Below are 20,102 nucleotides of genomic sequence, written 5' to 3'. Positions count from 1 at the left end.
TTAGTCTTTATATTTTTTAAAATAAATCCTGGCTGCCTTCATCACACGCGGTGCAAGAATTAAGGTGGAAATCATGGTTGGAATGGCCATAAAGGCAAAGAAGCTATCAATTAGGTTAATCATCATACTTAAAGAAGTAGTGGCCCCAACAAGAATACTGGCAATGTAGAAATAGTTGTAATAATGTTTGTTTTCGGCACCGGCCAAATAGGAGAGACATTTTGTTCCGTAGTAAGAAAAAGAAAATAGAGACGAAATACTAAATGCCGAGATACAAAGCAATAAAAGATAATCTCCAACATAAGGAATAGAATCTTCAAAAGCCGCTGCTGTTAGGCTCACTCCATTCTCATCTGAGGTTTGCCATATACCTGTTACCAAAATGCAAAGCGCGGTTAAGGTGCATACTACTAGAGTATCTATGGCAGGTCCCAACATAGCTACCAATCCTTCTCTAACAGGTTCAGAAGTTTTACTTGCTCCGTGTGCCATTGTTGCGGTTCCTATTCCGGCTTCATTAGAAAAAGCACCTCTTCTTATTCCTAAAATAATCAAACCACCCAGCATACCGCCTAACATAGGTTCTCCTCTATAATTTTCGGCAGCAAAAGCATCTGTAAATATGGATGAAAAATAATAGGGGACTACATCATAATTCACAATCAAAATAATAATTACCGAAATAAAATAAAGCACTACCATAGACGGCACTAGTTTGGAAACGGTTTTACTTATTCGTTGCAAACCCCCAAGAATAACTACCGAAGTAAGAATAACCAGAATAAAACCTATTATAAGATTGGTGCCAAAACCTGTAGGAATATTATTGGGTTCTAAAAGAATGTAATTTATAGCTTCGGTAAGTTGGTTTACATTAAAGACCGGGAGTGCCCCAATAAGACCGGCAACACTAAAAAAGATGGCCAAAAACTTCCACTTTTTACCGAGGCCTTCTTCAATAAAATACATAACCCCACCTTGTATATTTCCCTGGGTGTCTTTGCCTCGGTACATAACCGCCAGGGTATTCGTGAAAAATTTGGTAGCCATCCCAACTACTGCGCTTACCCATAGCCAAAAAATTGCACCGGGTCCTCCAAGAGCTATTGCTACAGCCACACCGGCAATATTTCCCATTCCCACGGTAGAGGAGAGAGCGGTAGAAAGTGATTGAAAATGATTTATTTCCCCAGGATCATTAGGGTTGTTATATTTTCCTCTAAGTAGATCTAATGAATGCCCTAAATATCTAAACGGAAGAAAATTAGATAAAATAAGCAAGTAAAATCCGCCGCCAATTAATAAAATTACCAGGGGAAGTCCCCAAACTGCCGCTGCGAATTGGGAAATGAGTTCGTCTAATGCATCCATAAAGCTTGATTACGGCCAGAATATATGAAATTAAGTCCTATCTAACACAGCCCTTTAAAATGTTTCTTGAGAGTTTTGTGTTAGTTTTTGTAAATCAGTTATTTAAAATTCAGAGGTGAAATGAAATTTAATAGACGGATATTTATCGCGAGTCATTTGCAGCGAAAATTGAGAATCTGCCAAAAACACTAATTGTCCCTTCTTATCTTTTGCCAGAAATTTTGATTTTAGCCTTTTAAAATCTTTAAATTCTTCGCTTTTTTCATCTTCGGCTTCTATCCAGGTTGCTTTATAAACGTTTAGGTTTTCGTAGGTACATTTGGCGCCATATTCGTGTTCTAATCTATATTGAATAACTTCAAACTGAAGGGCTCCTACGGTTCCTATAATTTTTCTTCCGTTTAACTCAAGCGTAAAAAGCTGCGCAACCCCTTCATCCATCAACTGGTCAATCCCTTTAGCCAGCTGTTTAGATTTCATAGGATCGGCATTGTTTATATACCTAAAATGTTCTGGTGAGAAACTGGGGATTCCTCTATAATTAAGCTTTTCTCCTTCGGTAAGTGTATCTCCAATTTTAAAGTTTCCCGTGTCGTGTAGTCCAACAATATCGCCGGGATAAGAAACATCAACAATTTCTTTCTTTTCTGCGAAAAAGGCATTTGGACTGGAGAACTTTAGATTTTTATTTTGGCGTACGTGCAAGTAGGCTTTATTTCGCTCAAATTTACCCGAAACAATTTTTATAAACGCTAATCTATCGCGGTGTTTGGGATCCATGTTGGCGTGAATTTTAAAGACAAAACCGGTAAACTTATCTTCATCGGGTTTTACCAGGCGCTCTTCACTTTCTTTAGATCTTGGGGTAGGGGCAATATTAATAAAGCAATCCAGTAACTCCCTAACTCCAAAATTGTTTAATGCCGAACCAAAAAATACGGGTTGCAGGCGGCCTTCCAGGTATGCATCTTTATTAAATTCAGGATATACACCCTGGGCAAGTTCAAGTTCATCCCTTAAATTGTTTGCCGCGCTATTTCCAATTAGGTCATCCAATTCGCCAGAATTTAAATCGGAAATTTCAATAGTATCTTCAATATCCTTTTTAGGATCTCCGGTAAAAAGGTTTACATTTTTCTCCCAAATATTATAGATTCCTTTAAAGTCGTACCCCATTCCAATAGGGTAGCTTAAAGGTGTAACGGTAAGATTTAATTTTTGTTCAATTTCATCAAGTAATTCAAAAGCATCTTTTCCTTCTCTATCCAATTTATTGATAAAAACAATCATGGGGATGCTTCGCATTCTACAAACTTCCACTAATTTTTCAGTTTGTTCCTCCACACCTTTGGCAACATCTATAACCACAATCACGCTATCTACAGCTGTTAAAGTTCTAAAGGTGTCTTCAGCAAAATCTTTGTGTCCCGGGGTATCCAGGATATTGATTTTTATATCTCTATATTCAAAAGCTAAAACCGAAGTAGCAACCGAGATACCTCTCTGGCGTTCAATTTCCATAAAGTCACTGGTAGCACCTTTTTTTATCTTATTAGATTTTACCGCCCCGGCCTCCTGTATAGCACCTCCAAAAAGGAGTAACTTCTCGGTAAGCGTGGTTTTACCGGCATCGGGGTGGGAAATAATTCCAAAGGTTCTTCTTCGATTTAATTCTTTTTGAAAACTCTTCATCTGTAAAAATATTAATGGATTCTCCTTCTACTACAAGGTAAAAATGAAGAAGCCGCTGTGATAATTGTTAATTACCGGAGTTTACGCGATCATTGAAATTTAATGCTCCGAGATCTGTCTCGGGGTAATTTGCCTCCAAATACTTAAGCGCCGCAAAAGTACTATTATTTTGAGGAAAAGTAGGGATAATTTAAATGGTGGTTTTATAAAATATTTCCGGATGGGCATCAAAAAAACATTAAAAGCTTCCGGCTTTGAAAACATTCATTAATTTTACATTATGGGGCATTTTTTGAAAATAATAATGGTTTTTTTAGCCATTTTTTTAGTTAGTTTGAATTTTTATGGGCAATCTACCAGGCAGCAAATAGCAAAGGGGAGCTATGTTATTAATATGGGAGTTACCCCACAAACTGCCGAAAACTCTTTGCAAGCCTATGGGTTGCTATATACTTTGTTGAAAAATCAAAAACTTGAAGTAAAATGGGTTATTAATCCAAATAAGCTAAAAGATGGTACAGATTTTACCTATGGGGGCAAAAACTTTAAAGGTGGTACATTTATAATTCCGGTCTCCTATATAACCGAAGATGTAAAGAAATTAATTACTACCTGGGAAGAAAAAGGAATTGTAGGCCTATTTTTGGAAGAAGATATTCAGGTTCCCGTTTTTACCAGTTTATCCATAGCTCCACAATGGACTTTAGATAGAGAAAACGGTTATATTGCTGTACCTTTCTTTAAGGCTGCCAATATTCCTGAACAAGCTTATGGTGGGAATGATAGCCGAAATTGGAAAACACCGAAAGACCTGGGTGTTTGTGATGATATTTTTGTGATGCCCCACGCTGATCCGCGATTTCATTCTCATAAGAACCTGTATGTTTGGAACAGAAAATATAAAGGCGCAATTTGGGCTGGGTGCCACGCTGTAAGTATCCTGGAAAATCTTACGGGCAATATAAAATCAGAAGATAGTGACAGTACAGCATTTATTCAGCTGAACTTTTTAAGCGCCGGTTTTCCCGGAGCTCAAAGTGCTGGGTTGATTCCATATAGGAAGCATAGCCATGGAACTCCGCCCTTTCAAAACTTATTCCCAGCAGACCCGGTGGCGCAATATATGGGTAGCCCCGATAAAGCGCATCTTAATGGTTCAGAAAGAATCTTTTTGCCCAAAAAAATAAACAGATGGCGTAAAGAAACAAAGAAAATTGTAATAGATGCCGATGCTCCTGATATTCCTGAGATTTCTGAAGATACAGCGATAATTACTGCCTACGGACACGCATATGGGAACCCTAAAAATGGATTGGTAATGTATCAGGCCGGGCATAGTATATATGGTGAAAATCCCGAAAATATTGCTGCTATACGAGCCTTTTTTAATTGGAGTTTTTATGCAGCAGAGGTGAAAAGAAGGGAAAACGCCTTGGAATTTAAAAATAGTAAAGGTGTGCCAATATTGGATACTAAGGTTGGTGACGATCTTATTACAGCATTAAAGCTAAACCCCATTCATTTTGATTTGGATAAAGCTGAAATTAGGCTTGCTGATAAACCGGCCCTGGACAGTATTGCTGATTTCATGAAGGATCATCCGGCACTTTTGTTAGATATAAGATCCCATACCGATAGCCGGGCGAATGATGTTTATAACCTCCAACTTTCGGAAAAAAGGGTGAAGGCTACTATTCAATATTTAATTGAAAAAGGCATCTCGGGTTCACGTATTTCGGGAAGAGGCTATGGCGAAACGGCATTGCTTAATCACTGTGGGAATAATACCGAATGTAATGAAGCGGAGCACAGAAAAAATAGAAGGTCAGAATTCATTCTAAGTATAAATTGTGATGTATATTCCCGAAAAGGATTTTAGTAGTTTTTTATAATCCTATTTGAGAATTAAAATTGCAACATAATTTTAGGAAATGTGGACTTGTAAAAGCCAAACTTCATTTCGTACATTTGGCATTCAAAGAAAAACATGGGAACAGATAACGTAGTATTAGTTAACGAGAAAGGCGAGCAAATTGGCTTGATGGAAAAGATTGAAGCACACGAAAAAGCCTTGTTGCACCTGGCATTTTCGGTTTTCATTTTTAACAAAAAAGGTGAGTTGATGATTCAACAGCGCGCCCTGGATAAATATCATTCTCCGGGTTTATGGACCAATACCTGCTGTAGTCACCAACGCGAGGGAGAAAGTAATGTAGCTGCCGGAAAAAGAAGACTTCAGGAAGAAATGGGCTTTAGTACCGAGTTGAAGGAGGTTATGAACTTTATTTATAAAGCTCCTTTTGATAATGGGCTTACAGAACATGAATTCGATTATATCCTGATTGGAAACTATGAAGATGATCCTAAACCCAATCCAGATGAAGTAGCTAGCTGGAAATGGATGAGTCTCGATGAAATAAAATCTGATATGAAGACAAATCCGGAACTTTATACCGAATGGTTTAAGATTATTTTCGACAAATATTATTCAAGTATTAAATAATGAGGTTAAGTGTACATAGAAAAGCTCACTTTAATGCGGCACATAGGCTTTATCGAAAAGATTGGAGCGATGAGAAAAACCTGAAAGTTTTTGGGAAATGCAGCAACCCTCATTATCACGGGCATAATTATGATTTAATTGTAAAGGTTACCGGTGAAATAGATAAGGAAACGGGTTTTGTAATGGATTTAAAACGACTTAAAGATCTTATTTATGAAGAGGTGGAAGTGCCTTTTGACCATAAGAACTTAAATAAAGAAGTTAAGCCGTTTGATGAACTAAACCCTACAGCTGAAAATATAGCCGTGATAATTTGGAACAAGATCAGAAAACGATTGAAGCCTGAGTTAGATCTGGAAATAACGCTTTACGAAACCCCCAGAAATTATGTAACCTATAAAGGAGAATAAATGGCACTAAAACTTGGCGATAAATTACCCCGATTAACTTTAAAAGATCAGGAAGGAGAGAACTATCATTTTTCGAGATTGGAAAATACGGCACTGGTTGTATTTTTTTATCCCAAAGATTTTACTCCGGGCTGTACTAAAGAAGCATGTAGTTTTAGAGACCATTATCAGGAATTTCAGGATTTGGGGGCTGAGGTTGTTGGTATAAGTACCGATAATGAAAACTCCCATAAAAAATTTGCTTCAAAATATAAGCTTCCTTTTGTTTTGCTTTCAGACAAGGAAAAAAGGGCAAGAAAGGCTTTTGGTGTAAAACCGGGTTTACTTGGTTTGCTCCCGGGGCGTGAAACTTTTGTATTTAATAAAGATAAAAAGTTAATTCATAGGTTTAATAGCATGGGGGCTTCACAGCACATTCCCGAGGCACTTAACTCCCTAAAGAAAATTCAAGGAAAATAATTTTTGATTACCTGGTTATTTGTATCGAAAAATATACTAAATTCGCAGCCGAAATTTAAGTGATATGGCAAGTAAAAGATTATTGAAAAGAGATGTGAATTATGTAATGGGAGACATTATTGATGCTGCATATATACATCAAATGGCTAACCCTGACGACGCATCTAAGACGGAAGCGATTGTAGATGAAGCTATCTCTAATTTTGACGAATTGATCGTTAAGATCAATCAAAAAGATGTTGAGAATAAAAAACAGCATTTTAAGGCAATAGAAAAGGAGCTGGAAGTGAAAGCTGAAGCCCTTATTGCAAAGATTAATGCGTTATAGAATTAACCGGCCGATGTAGCTCAGCTGGCTAGAGCAGCTGATTTGTAATCAGCAGGTCGTGGGTTCGAGTCCCTCCATCGGCTCTTAAGAAAAAACCTCCCTTTTTCGGGGAGGTTTTTTTATGCAGTTTTTTCTGGGCGCGAGAGGTGGAGTTTTTTCGTTCTTAAATTGAACGCTTGTTTGGATTAAACTGAATTTGATCACTTGTTCAGTCCAGATTGTTTTAGCCTCCAAATCATTCATATCTTTAATCCCGAATCAAAAATATGGCAGGTTTTTGCGCAGCCCCAGTCATACTATTCTGAGACAGAAGTCTCATATTGTAATTTTTCCTGTTGTCCTTTTGCTTTTTTAATACTTCTATTTAATAAAATACTGATGACCAGCGCTATAATTATTAGCCCGGTGAAAACATAAAACACCGGAATATAACTTCCTGTTCTTGTGTAAATTTGCGATACCAGGGTAGGGCCAATAAGTCCGCCTAAAGACCAGGTGGTTAATAAATAACCGTGAATGGCACCCAGTTCTTTGGTTCCAAAGAGATCGCCTATAAAGGCAGGCAGATTAGAAAAACCACCGCCGTAACAACTTACCACCAAAAAGATAAAAATTTGGAATATAAACGCCGAAGTAATAACTGGGAGGGTGGTAAAAGCAATTAGCTGAATTATAAAGAAGACAATAAAAACTTTTGGCCTGGAAATATAATCTGAAGCCGCAGCCCAGCCTAATCTACCTCCGCCATTAAATATTCCCATGAGGCCAACCATAGTGGCAGCCGAGGCGGTTGAGAGGCCTGCAATACTTTGTGCCATGGGAGAAGCTACCGAGATCATCATAATACCTGCGCTGGTATTGATAAGCATCATAGTCCATAACATCCAAAAATGTTTGGTTTTAACCGCCTCTCCTGAGGTGGCCTGGGTTAAATCTTTTTTAATCTTTTTAGTTCCATCTTTTATAAGCTCCTTCATTCGGGCAGGCATCCAGTTTTTGGGTGGGGGAGCAATATAGGATGCGCCAAGCATCATTAGTGCAAAATAGGAAGCTCCCAATACATAGAAAGTGTAACTAATCCCTATAGACTCTATTAGATTTGCTGCTATTGGGGCGGTTGCTAAGGCACCGGTACCAAAACCAAGCACTGCCATTCCAGTTGCCAAACCACGTTTGTCTGGAAACCATTTTACCAGGGTAGAAACCGGTGCTATATAACCAATACCCAGTCCCAGGCCACTTAATAAGCCATATGATAACAGAAAACCTGTTAAGGAATTCATAGAGATAGCTAAACCGGAACCTGCCTGGCCTAAGCTAAATAGAACAGCGGCAAGCATAGCCGATTTTCTTGGCCCGCTTCTTTCTACAAATTTTCCGAATAAGGCTGCTGAACCTCCGCCCAAAACCATCATAATTGTAAAAGCAGTGGTAACCGAAGCCATAGACCATCCTTTAATATCTACAAGTGGTTGTGTATAGACGCTGTAGGCATAGGCGGCGCCAATAGAAATGTGAATAGAAACTGCTGAAGCTGCAATTAACCAACGATTTTTCTTAGTAGTGTCCATTTGTAGATGATGTTTTTAATAAAATGATTGTTTTGTATGTAATACGATAACAAGTATAAGTTTTTATTGTGAAAATCTATATGAAATGCGCTTATTGTTGAAAATTAATAATAAAAAAAGTCCGTAGTTAATTAACTACGGACTTTTAAAATGATTAGATGTAGACTGAATTAGCTCACTGTCTCCTCATCTTTGCTGGTTTCTTCAGACTTTATATTTTCAATCTCTTTTTGTTCAGTCTTTCTCTCCTTTAAGAATTTTTTTAATTCTTTTCCGTACATAGATTTTTTAACCTTTGGCTGTAAAGAATTATAAATAGTATCAAGGTATTTGATATTCGCATCAAAAACTTCAGACAATGCTAAATATGGAGCTACTTCAAGGTTATTATTATTAATGGCGAAATTAACGGTGTAGAGATATTTTCTTTTAAGAAGGCTTTCATACTGCTTGTTTAACTCAATCAACTTTTCCTCATTTTCTGATTGCTGTGCTTCAAAATTCTCTTTTATTAACTCCAGGTTTTTATCGTTAAAGCGACTCATCATTTTACGATACTCTTCCAACTTTTCCTGATTTTTTGCACCGCTTATTTTTGCATCGGTTACAAAATTCTCTAGTGTGGTGTTAATGGTTACCTGGCCTTCTTCTGCAAAGAAATCTATGCGATCGTCGTACTGCGAGTTATCTATTTTTTTAAGATAAAGGTACATTACCTGCGGACTTTCAATAAAAGTTTCAAGTGTAATATTGGAATTACCGCTAACTTCTACAGAGTCCACATCCAGCATTAGTGTATCTTCTATTTTCTGAAGATAAACGGTTCCTTTTTTAAGGCCTTCAATATTGGCATTTACAGTAAGATTACTTTTTTTATTGTTACAGGAAATAAGGGTTATAACAGCTATTAAAAGAATGCTTATTTTTTTCATCTTTTTTATAATTTTCTTTCTTCTATCCAGTGCTTGTTGTAAGCTGATATTTACTCAATAATAGAGGTTTATGCTTAAATGTTTGTCGCCAGGTAGCTAACTCAGCTCAGCTTTGGGCGGCAAATATCTTATAAATTTCTATTTAAAACTAACTCCCGGCGGCGATTTGCATTAAAATAGTAGTTAGAATTGCACCATAGGTTCCTACTACATATCCAAAAACAGCCAGCAATACACCTACTGTGGCAAGTGAGGGGTGAAATGCTGCTGCAACCACGGGTGCAGAGGCTGCGCCTCCAACATTTGCCTGGCTTCCAACTGCAAGGAAAAAGTACGGAGCTTTAATAAGTTTTGCCGTTGTAAATAGAAAAATAACGTGAATAGACATCCATATTAAGCCAATACCTATTAGCCCAGGATTGTCGAAAACCATTCCGAGGTCCATCTTCATACCAATGGTAGCTACAAGTATATAAATAAAAATACTTCCTATTTTACTGGCTCCTGCACCTTCATAAGTTTTTAGTTTTGTAAAGGAAAGACCAATTCCAATAGCTGTAGCAATGGTGATCATCCAGAAAAATGTAGAAGAAAAGGAAGAGAGTGCGCTTTTGCTATCCTGAAAAATTTCAAAATTAGAGGATAAGTATACCGATATTTCATCGGCACCCCAATGGGCAATTCCAACAGCAACAAAAGCAAGGGCTAACATCACCATGTAATCTGCTAAGCTGGGATTGCGGGTTACACTTTCAGCGTAAGTGGAGACTTTGTTTTTAAGTTCGGTTATTGCTGAATTATCAGCTTTTAGCCAGGTATCAATTTTTTCACTTTTTCCAATCCCCATTAGTAAACCTGCCATAAGTAAATTGGCAACTACTATATCTACCAGTACCATACCACCGTAGAGTTCAGGGTTGTATTCGTAAATTTCCAGCATCGCAGCCTGGTTGGCTCCCCCGCCAATCCAACTTCCCGCAATGGTAGATAGGCCACGCCAAATAGCATCGGGGCCAACACCGCCAACAGTTTCAGGAGAAATAGCTGAGACGATTAAAATAGCAAGTGGGCCACCAACAATAATTCCCACGGTACCTGTAAAAAACATGATAAGAGCTTTTGGGCCAAGATTAAAAATTGCTTTTAAATCTATACTAAGGGTCATTAAAACCAGGGAAGCAGGTAAAAGATAACGGCTGGCCACAAAATAAAGCTGGGAGGTGCTGTCGTCTATTAATCCTAACGAATTAAAGATTGCAGGAATTAAATAGCACATTAAAAGTGCGGGAACAATAGCATAGAATTTTTTCCAAAAACCCTCTTTTTTGGATGAAGTGATAAACACAAAACCCAGGGCGAGCATTAAAAGTCCGAATACTATAGCATCATTGGTGAAAATAGGAGTATCTTCCATTAATAAAAGGTTTTAAACGGCGGCAAAATACAATTTTTCTTAAACTCTTTTTAGGGATTATCGTTAATCCTGTAGATAGGATTTAAACAGTTCTTGTAAGCTTTTAGCAACCCCGTCTTCTTTGCCGTTATGGGTTACAATATTAGCAACTTCCAGAACTTCTTTTCGGGCATTTCCAACTGCTACTCCCATACCCACACCATTTATCATTTCTACATCATTGTAATTATCACCAAAAGCAACACTTTCTTCAATGCTCAAGTTAAAATGGTTTTTTAGTAAAAACTGAATCGCCGTAAGTTTTGATACTTCTTTGTTCGCAATCTCAAGATAGGTAGATTTAGAACGGTATAAATGTAACTGATCGGGGAAGTTTTGGGATAAAAAGTCTTTAATTTTATCTATGTGGGCTTCATCACCCATGGCCATAATTTTGTGTGCTCCTTTGTTTTCATTTTTCCATGAAGCAAGAACATCGGTATTGGCTTTTATCGCAGGTTTTACTTTGGTGTTGTTTTCTTCGCGCGCAGCCCATTGGTCGTATTCGGGAACATACCATTCATCTTTATGATACAGGCTTAAATGGCAATTGATGTTTTTGTTGAAATCACAAAGCTTATCTAATGTGTTAATTGGAATCTCAGTAGATGTTACCGCTTCTCCATTTACTAATATCAAGCCGCCGTTATAGCAAATTATGGGTTGCTCGTTTATATCCAGATCTTCCTGAAGGTGTCTCATAGCCGCCGGCATTCGGGCTGAAATAAGTACAAACGGCAGTTCGTTTTTTAAGCTTTTTATGGTTGAAATGGTGGTAGGAGATAAAACTCTATCGTGGTTTAGTAAAGTTCCGTCAATGTCAGAAAAAACTATTTTATATTGCATTATTCTTCTTTTTTATTCTTTGGATGTCTATTTGCTTCTTTTAGTGCTTTATTTAGCATCCACTCAATTTGCCCATTGGTGCTCCTAAATTCATCAGCAGCCCATTTTTCAATGGCTTTTAGCATCTTTTCATCAACTCTAAGTGCGAATGCTTTTTTATTACTCATTTCTCTTTTCTTTCCAGATTTTTAATAAAATCGTTTAAAACCGGAATTAATTCGGGATGCAAGGGTAATTCAGGATTATTATATGTCTGGTAGTTTTTAGTTAAATCATTAGAAGCTATTTCGCGAAAAACGTGGTTCATATTCTCCAATAATACTAATTCGGAATTAAGAGCTGCGTTATGTAGAATTTTGGCTTGTTCTTCTTTTACCTGGGCATCATTTGTTCCGTTTATCACCAAAACTGGAATTTTGAGTTTGGCAATTTCTTCTGAAGGATCATAATTTATCCAGGAGGCTAGAAACTTTTGTGCAGAAGGATTAAACATATTACTGAATATTTCCGGGTATTCTTTAGTGCTGCCCATTTTCTTTATTTCATCAAAACTCCTTTGCAGTTCAGCTTTAAATTGGGGCAATTGTTTAGTAAGTTGTTCTACCAAAATACGGTCTATACTTTCGCCGGCCCCGGCTAAAGAAATAAATGCATCAGCATGGTCTTTTGCAGCTATCATTCCAATTAAAGAACCCTGGCTATGCCCGGCAATAATATAATTCCTGAACTTGTTTTCTTTTTTGAAATACCTCAGAATATTTTCTACATCGGTTATAAAGTCGGCAAAGATAATTGATTCTAAGCTTAATTCCTGAGCTTTAAGGCTTCGTTTATCGAATCTAAAACTTGCTATTTCGTATCCAGCTAATTGATGTGCTATTTTTTTAGCAAAATCACTTTGCATCCCGCTTTGGTTACCGTCACGATTTGTTAAGCCCGAGCCTTGAATAAAAATCAGCAATGAAGGATTTTCAACATCAGAAGGCATTGTGAGAGTTCCATCGGTAAATTTATCTATAGCAATCTCTTCTTCAGAAAAGTTTGCCTCCTGGCCAAAAGCTACAGAGTTTGCGAGAAAAATTAAGAAAATGCTGAGTTTTAAGTTTTTCATTTTTTTTGGATAATCGAATGCTCCGAGGCTGGACTCGAAATAAAAAAATTTTGTATTCAAGACCTTGTGCGTTTGCCACGTGGTAATTTGCTTAGTGATTTAGTGTTCCGGCATTTACCACCGGGGTAGCATCTTTATCACCACAAAGTACCACCATTAAATTACTCACCATTGCGGCGCGACGTTCGGCATCAAGATCTACCAGTTCTTTTGCACTTAATTCGTGCAGAGCCATTTCAACCATTCCCACAGCGCCCTGTACAATTTTATGTCGAGCAGCTACAATAGCCGTAGCTTGTTGACGCTTTAGCATAGCGCTGGCAATTTCATTGGCGTAGGCCAGGTACCCAATTCTAGCTTCCAGAACTTCTATTCCGGCAATTTCTAGACGTTCTTCCAGTTCTTTTTCCAGGGCATCGCTTACTTCATTTACGCTAGACCGCAAGGTAATATCTTCATCTAAACCTTCATCTGCAAAATTATCATAAGGATAAAGGCTGGCAAGTTTTCTAACCGCAGCATCAGTTTGTACTACCACAAAATTTTCAAAGTCGTTTACATCGAAAGAGGCTTTGTAGGTATCGAGAACCCTCCATACCAGAATAGTGCTAATCATTACCGGATTTCCCAGTTTGTCGTTCACCTTTAAGCGTTCACTATCAAAATTTCTGGCCCTAAGCGAAATCTTTTTCTTGGTGTAAAAAGGATTTACCCAAAAAAGGCCGTTTTGTTTTACCGTTCCCTTATAATCTCCAAATAGTAGCAGTACCCTGGATTCATTTGGGTTTACCAGAATTAAACCGGGAAGAATAAATAATGCAACAATAATTCCCGCAATGAACCAGGGGTTAGTGGTCATAGCAAAACTTATAATGCTTCCAAAGAATAATAGTAAAAAAACAAACAGCATTATATAACCGTTTGATGCCTTGAGTTCTTTTTTCTGAGTCATGATATTTTAAAATTGGTTGATATTAAAATGATATCATAAAAGTATTTTTTTAATTTTAAACTAAAAAAGTTTTAACACATAAAAAATATGGCTTCATTATATTTGTAAAAATTCTACAGATGAAAAAAATAGTATTGTTTGTTTTTGTGTTATTTAGTATTAATGTGAGTTTTGCCAATGAAGCCGACTGGGGAAAAACAGGTCATCGTGCTACCGGTGAAATAGCTGAAAACTTTTTAAACAAAAAGGCCAAAAAGGCGATAAGTAAAATTTTAAACGGACAGGGTTTGGCCTTTGTAGCTAATTATGCCGATGACATTAAAAGTGATCCTGATTTTAGAAAATATGGTCCCTGGCATTATGTGAACCTGGCTCCGGATGAGGAAAAATATAACGAGAAAACTGCAAACCCTAAAGGAGATCTATATCAGGCTATTTTAAAATGTAAAGAGGTTTTAAAAAGCAAAGATGCAACCAAAGAAGAGAAACAGTTCTACTTAAAAATGCTGGTGCATTTTGTAGGGGATTTACATCAACCTTTTCATGTAGGAAGAGGAGCCGATAAAGGCGGGAACGATATTCAGGTGCGCTGGTACAATAAGGGCTCTAATATTCATAGGGTTTGGGATAGCCAGATGATTGATTCGTACCAAATGAGCTATACAGAGCTTGCTGCGAATAGTCGTAAACTTAGTAAGGCACAAATAAAAGAAATTGAAAAAGGCGAAATTATAGATTGGGTTTATGAGTCTAGAGAAATGGCAAATGAACTATATGATTCTGTCGAAATAGGAGAGAAATTAGGCTATAAATATATGTATAACTATATGCCAGAAGTGCTACAGCAATTACAAAAAGGAGGCATACGTTTGGCGAAAATTTTAAACGATATTTACGGTTAGATTACAATAAAACCATTAAAAGGCCATTGTATAACCTTGTTTACAATGGCTTTTTAGTTTATTTTTCTGAATGTAAGGTTAATTCTTGGTAGTACTTCTTTTTTAGTTTTTGGAAGTTGGTGTTTCCAAAAATGCTGCATCCTACCCTTCATAATTAACAGGCTTCCGTGGTTAAGATCAATACTTTCTTTTAAGTCTTTATTGGTTTTATGTTTAAGTTGAAATCTTCTAATACCTCCAAAACTAATTGAAGCGATTACAGGGTTTTTGCCTAAAACTTTCTCATCGTCGGCATGCCACCCCATACTATCGCTCCCGTCGCGGTAAAGATTGGCAAGGCAGGTGTTGAAGCTAAATCCTGAAAGCATTTCGGTTTTTTGTTTTAATTCCCATAATTCAGCTGAAAAATCCGTGGGATTTAATTGTAACCCGGAGTAGGTATAGGAAATTCCTTTTTCAGCATAAAATGCAGTTAAGCGGGGTTGGGGGATTTCTTTTCCAAATAATTTAATATTTTGCTGCTGCCAGCGAATTTCATTTACTAATTTTTGGAACAATAAATTAGCTTTCTCTTTATTAACAAAATTGGGGAAATACTCCAGCTCGGCATCTGGCAAACTAAAAACTTCAGACTTCATTTCTTAAAATTGTAAATAGAACCAGGCCCAATATATAAGAAAAAATTGTAGTGGGATTCTTAGAATTAAAGCCCATTTAGGGATTCCTGCTCCTGCTTTTTTAGAAGAAAGCATGTAGAAATGAACCAGTAGGAACACTAGCAGCATTAATATTATTCCATATATCGCAAGATCTTTGGTAACCGGAAAAAATAATGAAAAACCAAGAAATATTTCGGCCAGGCCGCTTAATAAAACCAATGCTTTGTGAGCAGGTAAATAGCGTGGCATAATGCGCATATACATTTTTGGTTTAATAAAGTGAATTATTCCGGCTACGATATACATCGTGCCCATAAGATAAAGGTGCCAGGGATATTGCATTTTTTAAAGATAAAAATATATCTGAAAGGATTGTAGGTTTTTATAGTATTATCTAACTTATACTAAAAATATTGCATATTTCCTAAAATTATAGTAGATTTATGGATTCTTCTATCTACTAACTTGCTGAAATATTGAAACATAATTATCCCTTAATTCTTTTTTGTTTACTAAGTGTTAATTTGCTTTTTGCGCAGAATACCGGGGCTATTTCTAAAGATAGCCTTGAGATTTTAGTTGATATTACCAGAGAAAACCTGCTTAAATATAATTATAAAGATGGGGTAGAGAATGCTTATCTTCTTCTTGAAGGTGCCGAAAACTCTGATGCCGATTATTATAAGTTTCACGCCCATAATTATTTGGGTAATGCTTATAACCAATTAAAGGATAATCAAAGAGCAAAATCTAATTACCTAAAAGCCCTGGATATTGCCCACAATCTCGAGAACGATACTTTATTAATTTATATTTACAATAACCTTGGCAATGTATATGCTGAAGAAAAAGGTAGTGCAAAAAAAGGGATAGCTTATTATAATAGGGTAATTGATTTGGCCGACAGTTTGAAAATTCCCGATAAAAAATTAGCACCTACCATAAATATTGCCTGGACTTTTATAGATGATGGTAAATACTCACAAGCTTATCCCTACCTTAAAGAGTCTCTAAGGCTGTTAGGGGACATTAAGAATAATAACACTCGTTCTCAACTGTATATGTTGTTAGGAAGGTATCATCATAAAACAAATAAACTAGACTCTGCTAGCTATTATTTTACCCAGGGATTACAACTAGCAGAAGCAGATTCTTTAATATTGCCGGCATCTTTAATTTGTAAAGATTTTGCGGCTATGTTGTTTGAGAAAGGTGAGTTTGAAGCGGCTTATAAAAGCCTGGAAAAATATGATAATTATAAGGCACAGTTATTTGAAAAAGATAAGCTGGCACAAATTGAAGCTGCTAATGCGCGTTTTGATGTAAATGAGTACCGCCGTAATCTTGAAATTTCCAAAAAAGAACAGGCTTACCAGGATGAATTAATAAGTAGATCTACCGAGAAGATCCTAATTATGGTGGTAGCTTCCCTAATACTTATTATTACCCTACTTATCTTAAATAAGATTAATCAGGATAGAAAAAAGCTTATCCATCAATTAAAAGAAAAGAATAACCAACTGGTAGACGCCCGTGATAATGCAGAACGTCTCTCTAAATTGAAAACCGAGTTTTTCTCTACAGTTAGCCATGAGTTGCGTACACCATTGTATGGCGTGGTGGGATTAGCCTCTTTATTATTAGACGATAAAAGCCTGAAAAAACATGAAAGTGATTTAAAGTCTTTGAAATTTTCAGCCGATTATCTGCTCGCCCTTATTAACGATGTGTTACAAATGAATAAAATGGAGTCTAAACAGGTAAAACTGGAGAATATTCCATTTAATTTAAAGGAATTAGTACTCAGTATTGTGAATACTTTTGAGTTTACCCGACTTCAAAATAATAATAAAGTACATTACTTTATAGATGAAGATATACCGGAAAATTTAATTGGTGATCCTGTGCGTTTGTCCCAGATACTTATGAACCTTGTTGGTAATGCGGTGAAATTTACCGAGAATGGAGATATTTATATTAGTATAAAATTGCAGGCCAGGGTAGATGATAGGGCTGTTATATATTTTGAGGTTAAGGATAATGGAATTGGTATACCAAAAAGTAAACAAAAATTAATTTTCGAGGAGTTTTCACAACTTAGGGCAGCAAATTATAATTATCAGGGCACTGGGCTGGGCTTGCCTATTGTTAAACGTTTACTGGAATTGTTTAACTCTCAAATTCATTTAAAAAGTAAGGAAGGTGAAGGCGCACTTTTTTGCTTTAGTCTTAGTCTTAAAGAAGATAAGGCTCCTTCTAAAGAAGCGGGTTTTGCCCATGAAGTTTATCTCGATAACCTAAAACGAGTACAAAAAATTCTTGTTGTAGATGACAATAAAATAAACCAGGTAGTTACAAGAAGGATTCTTGAAAAGCAAAATTTTGAATGTATTGTAGCTTCAAATGGGGTGGAAGCTATTGAAAAGGCCTCTGCTGAAAATTTTGATCTAATATTAATGGATCTAAATATGCCGGGAATTAATGGTATGGAAACTACCGAGCGTATAAGAGAATTTAATAAGTTAGTGCCAATTGTTGCCTTAACAGCTGTAGAAATAGAAGAGGTTAGAAATGAGATTTATGCTTCGGGGATGAACGATATTATTGTGAAACCTTATGATATAGAACGCTTCTACCAAATTGTTAACCGAAATTTGAGCGCTAATATTGAAGCTGTTTCTAAGAATTAAGCTTTTTATTTTCCATATATCTTCCCAAACTTCTGTAAAATAAAAAGGCCTGGAAAGCTGTTTCTTTCGTCATCCTGAACCCGTTTCAGGATCTAAGATGTTAGAAGCTGAAACGAGTTTAGCTTGACGATTACAAGACTTTCCAGGCCTTTTATAGAGTTTCTTTCTTAAAAGAAATTACTTTACCATTTCAAAACTGCGTTTTACGAAATTGGTAAGTTCTTCTCCTTTAAGTAAGTTTTGGGATAACCTGGCAAGATCTAACGAATGCTTAATTAAGCGATCCTGTTTCTTCTCGGTTTTAGTATTTAGAATCTCAGAGATTAACGGGTGATTGGTATTTACCACTAAATTGTACATTTCAGGCATATTGCCCATACCAAACATACCCCCACCACCGGTTTGCTGCATTTCCTTCATTCGGCGCATAAATTCTGGTTGGGTAATTAGTAATGGAGCGGCATCACTATCCATGGCTTCCATTTGTATGGTATATTTTTCCTTCGGAATAACCCTTTCAAAATCTCCTTTTAGTTTCTCCTTTTCTTCATCAGAAAGTTTAGACACTTTTTCTTCATCTTTTTTGATGAGGTTATCTACCTGATCTGAGTCTACACGAACAAAAGAAATTTTCTCTTTTTCACCTTCCATTTTTTGAAGCAGGTGAGATATAATTGGAGAATCTAATAACAATACTTCATATCCTTTGGCTTTGGCCGCATCAATATAACTATGTTGCTCATCCTGGTTTGAAGCGTATAATACCACAAGATTTCCATCCTTATCGGTTTGGTTATCTTTTATTTTCTCCTGCAATTCTTCAAATGTATAATAAGCATTGTCTACGCTTGGATAAAGGGCAAACTTCTGGGCTTTTTCATAAAATTTATCCTCAGAAAGCATTCCGTATTCAATAACAATTTTAATATCGTTCCATTTTTGCTCAAAATCTTCACGATTGTTATTGAAAAGAGATTTTAGTTTATCGGCTACCTTACGGGTAATATAGCTGGAAATCTTTTTAACAGCACCATCGGCTTGCAGGTAAGAACGTGAAACATTTAAAGGGATGTCTGGAGAATCTATAACTCCGCGAAGCATAGTTAAAAATTCAGGAACAATTCCTTCAACATTATCGGTTACAAAAACCTGGTTTTGATATAGCTGAATTTTATCCTTCTGTATATTCATATCCTGCGTCATCTTAGGGAAGTAAAGAATTCCGGTAAGATTAAACGGGTAATCTACGTTTAGGTGAATATGGAACAAAGGATCTTCAAATTGCATAGGATACAATTCGCGGTAGAAATTTTTATAATCTTCATCCTCTAAATCGGTGGGCTGTTTTGTCCAGGCCGGTGCAGGATTATTGATAATATTGTCTACCGTTTTGGTCTCTGGTTTTGCATCTTCAGGCGCATCTTCGGGAAGGGGTAAAGTTTCTTCCTTAGTACCAAATTTAATTGGAACAGGCATAAACTTATTATACTTTACCAATAATTCCTGAATTCTGTTTTCTTCCAGAAACTCTTCATCTTCTTCGTTTATATGAAGAATAATTTCTGTTCCCCGCTCTTTTTTGTCGGCATCTTCAAGGGTGAAATCGGTTGTTCCTTCACATACCCAATGTGCAGCCTGTTCGTCTTTATAAGACTTGGTGATAATTTCTACTTTGTTGGCCACCATAAAAGCAGAGTAAAAACCAAGACCGAAATGGCCAATAATTCCGCTGTCTTTGGCAGTATCTTTATACTTTTCAAGAAACTCTTCAGCTCCAGAGAAAGCTACTTCGTTAATATATTTTTCAACTTCATCTTTAGTCATTCCAATTCCCTGGTCTATAACGTGAAGTTTCTTGCCTTCCTTATCTACTTTTACCTCAATAACCGGGTTACCGTATGCTACATCGGTCTCGCCAATATCGGTGAGGTGTTTTAATTTTAAGGTAGCGTCAGTCGCATTAGAGATTAACTCCCTTAAAAAGATCTCGTGATCACTGTAAAGAAATTTCTTTATCAGTGGAAAAATGTTCTCTACAGAAACATTGATTTTTCCGGTTGCCATATATGTTTGTTTTAATAAATTTTAATGTTCTCTTTTTATAGTCAAAAAAAATACCATTAAAACTACGCTGACAAACTGGCATAAGTTGTAATGTGAAATTGATGAAAGCGTCTAAACTCCTGAACTACAAATTAACCAATAAGATTTTTAACAAACATT

General features: G+C 36.5%; 19 protein-coding genes and 1 tRNA gene. 8 read left to right on the top strand and 12 right to left on the bottom strand.

What is annotated here, in order from left to right:
- Complete coding sequence (locus I6U50_RS00445; protein WP_198637467.1) at positions 1-1,371, bottom strand: alanine/glycine:cation symporter family protein; 1,371 nt, start codon at positions 1,369-1,371, stop codon at positions 1-3.
- 102 nt (positions 1,372-1,473) lie between these two features.
- A complete protein-coding gene (locus I6U50_RS00440) occupies positions 1,474-3,063 on the bottom strand; it encodes a peptide chain release factor 3 (protein WP_198637466.1) in 1,590 nt (529 codons plus the stop codon).
- 280 nt (positions 3,064-3,343) lie between these two features.
- On the opposite strand from I6U50_RS00440, the gene I6U50_RS00435 reads away from it, so the two are divergent.
- From I6U50_RS00435 to I6U50_RS00410, 6 genes are all read left to right on the top strand, one after another.
- On the top strand, positions 3,344-4,942 hold the full coding sequence (locus I6U50_RS00435) for an OmpA family protein (protein WP_198637465.1): 1,599 nt from the start codon (positions 3,344-3,346) through the stop codon (positions 4,940-4,942).
- Positions 4,943-5,050: 108 nt separating this feature from the next.
- Entirely contained in the window at positions 5,051-5,566 is a 516-nt protein-coding gene (idi, locus tag I6U50_RS00430; RefSeq protein WP_198628247.1) for an isopentenyl-diphosphate Delta-isomerase, read from the top strand.
- The gene (locus tag I6U50_RS00425; RefSeq protein ID WP_193710526.1) at positions 5,566-5,976 is read left to right on the top strand and encodes a 6-pyruvoyl trahydropterin synthase family protein; all 411 of its coding nucleotides are present in this window, start codon (positions 5,566-5,568) and stop codon (positions 5,974-5,976) included. Before idi ends, I6U50_RS00425 begins: the two co-directional genes overlap by 1 nt.
- Positions 5,977-6,435: a peroxiredoxin gene (locus tag I6U50_RS00420; protein WP_198637464.1), complete on the top strand. Its 459-nt coding sequence runs from the start codon at positions 5,977-5,979 to the stop codon at positions 6,433-6,435.
- 64 nt (positions 6,436-6,499) lie between these two features.
- Complete coding sequence (locus I6U50_RS00415) at positions 6,500-6,763, top strand: hypothetical protein (RefSeq protein WP_193710528.1); 264 nt, start codon at positions 6,500-6,502, stop codon at positions 6,761-6,763.
- A 9-nt stretch (positions 6,764-6,772) separates the two neighbouring features.
- A tRNA-Thr gene (locus tag I6U50_RS00410) sits at positions 6,773-6,846 on the top strand.
- 213 nt (positions 6,847-7,059) lie between these two features.
- Here I6U50_RS00410 and I6U50_RS00405 read toward each other — a convergent pair.
- From I6U50_RS00405 to I6U50_RS00375, 7 genes are all read right to left on the bottom strand, one after another.
- Positions 7,060-8,334 carry an L-lactate MFS transporter gene (locus tag I6U50_RS00405; protein ID WP_198637463.1) on the bottom strand — a complete coding sequence of 425 codons (1,275 nt, stop codon included), beginning with the start codon at positions 8,332-8,334 and terminating at the stop codon, positions 7,060-7,062.
- A 170-nt stretch (positions 8,335-8,504) separates the two neighbouring features.
- Positions 8,505-9,266 (bottom strand): DUF4369 domain-containing protein, encoded by a 762-nt coding sequence (locus I6U50_RS00400; protein WP_198637462.1) that lies wholly within the window; start codon positions 9,264-9,266, stop codon positions 8,505-8,507.
- Between the two features lie 148 nt (positions 9,267-9,414).
- Positions 9,415-10,680, bottom strand: a complete 1,266-nt coding sequence (locus I6U50_RS00395; protein ID WP_198637461.1) for a DUF819 family protein — start codon at positions 10,678-10,680, stop codon at positions 9,415-9,417.
- A 63-nt stretch (positions 10,681-10,743) separates the two neighbouring features.
- Complete coding sequence (locus I6U50_RS00390; RefSeq protein ID WP_198637460.1) at positions 10,744-11,565, bottom strand: HAD family hydrolase; 822 nt, start codon at positions 11,563-11,565, stop codon at positions 10,744-10,746.
- On the bottom strand, positions 11,565-11,732 hold the full coding sequence (locus I6U50_RS00385; RefSeq protein ID WP_070053311.1) for an Arc family DNA binding domain-containing protein: 168 nt from the start codon (positions 11,730-11,732) through the stop codon (positions 11,565-11,567). Before I6U50_RS00385 ends, I6U50_RS00390 begins: the two co-directional genes overlap by 1 nt.
- Complete coding sequence (locus I6U50_RS00380; protein ID WP_198637459.1) at positions 11,729-12,676, bottom strand: alpha/beta hydrolase family protein; 948 nt, start codon at positions 12,674-12,676, stop codon at positions 11,729-11,731. The genes I6U50_RS00385 and I6U50_RS00380 overlap by 4 nt, the downstream gene beginning before the upstream one ends.
- Positions 12,677-12,767: 91 nt before the next feature.
- The gene (locus I6U50_RS00375; RefSeq protein WP_198637458.1) at positions 12,768-13,628 is read right to left on the bottom strand and encodes an SPFH domain-containing protein; all 861 of its coding nucleotides are present in this window, start codon (positions 13,626-13,628) and stop codon (positions 12,768-12,770) included.
- 119 nt (positions 13,629-13,747) lie between these two features.
- Here I6U50_RS00375 and I6U50_RS00370 point away from each other — a divergent pair, with 119 nt between their 5' ends.
- The gene (locus I6U50_RS00370; protein WP_198637457.1) at positions 13,748-14,530 is read left to right on the top strand and encodes a S1/P1 nuclease; all 783 of its coding nucleotides are present in this window, start codon (positions 13,748-13,750) and stop codon (positions 14,528-14,530) included.
- Positions 14,531-14,583: 53 nt separating this feature from the next.
- Here I6U50_RS00370 and I6U50_RS00365 read toward each other — a convergent pair whose 3' ends face one another.
- Positions 14,584-15,168, bottom strand: coding sequence for an alpha-ketoglutarate-dependent dioxygenase AlkB family protein (locus I6U50_RS00365; RefSeq protein WP_198637456.1), 585 nt, complete (start codon positions 15,166-15,168; stop codon positions 14,584-14,586).
- Positions 15,169-15,171: 3 nt separating this feature from the next.
- Positions 15,172-15,531 carry a DoxX family protein gene (locus I6U50_RS00360; RefSeq protein ID WP_198628238.1) on the bottom strand — a complete coding sequence of 120 codons (360 nt, stop codon included), beginning with the start codon at positions 15,529-15,531 and terminating at the stop codon, positions 15,172-15,174.
- A 182-nt stretch (positions 15,532-15,713) separates the two neighbouring features.
- Here I6U50_RS00360 and I6U50_RS00355 point away from each other — a divergent pair, with 182 nt between their 5' ends.
- Entirely contained in the window at positions 15,714-17,879 is a 2,166-nt protein-coding gene (locus I6U50_RS00355; protein ID WP_198637455.1) for a response regulator, read from the top strand.
- A gap of 177 nt (positions 17,880-18,056) precedes the next feature.
- Here I6U50_RS00355 and htpG read toward each other — a convergent pair whose 3' ends face one another.
- Complete coding sequence (htpG, locus tag I6U50_RS00350) at positions 18,057-19,943, bottom strand: molecular chaperone HtpG (protein WP_198637454.1); 1,887 nt, start codon at positions 19,941-19,943, stop codon at positions 18,057-18,059.
- Positions 19,944-20,102: the final 159 nt, after the last annotated feature.

Origin of the sequence: Salegentibacter maritimus (assembly GCF_016236975.1) — a bacterium.
In the GTDB taxonomy this organism is placed as follows: Bacteria; Bacteroidota; Bacteroidia; order Flavobacteriales; family Flavobacteriaceae; genus Salegentibacter; species Salegentibacter maritimus.
Note: the sequence above shows the minus strand (reverse complement) of the source record. Positions and strands in the feature narration are given on the sequence as shown.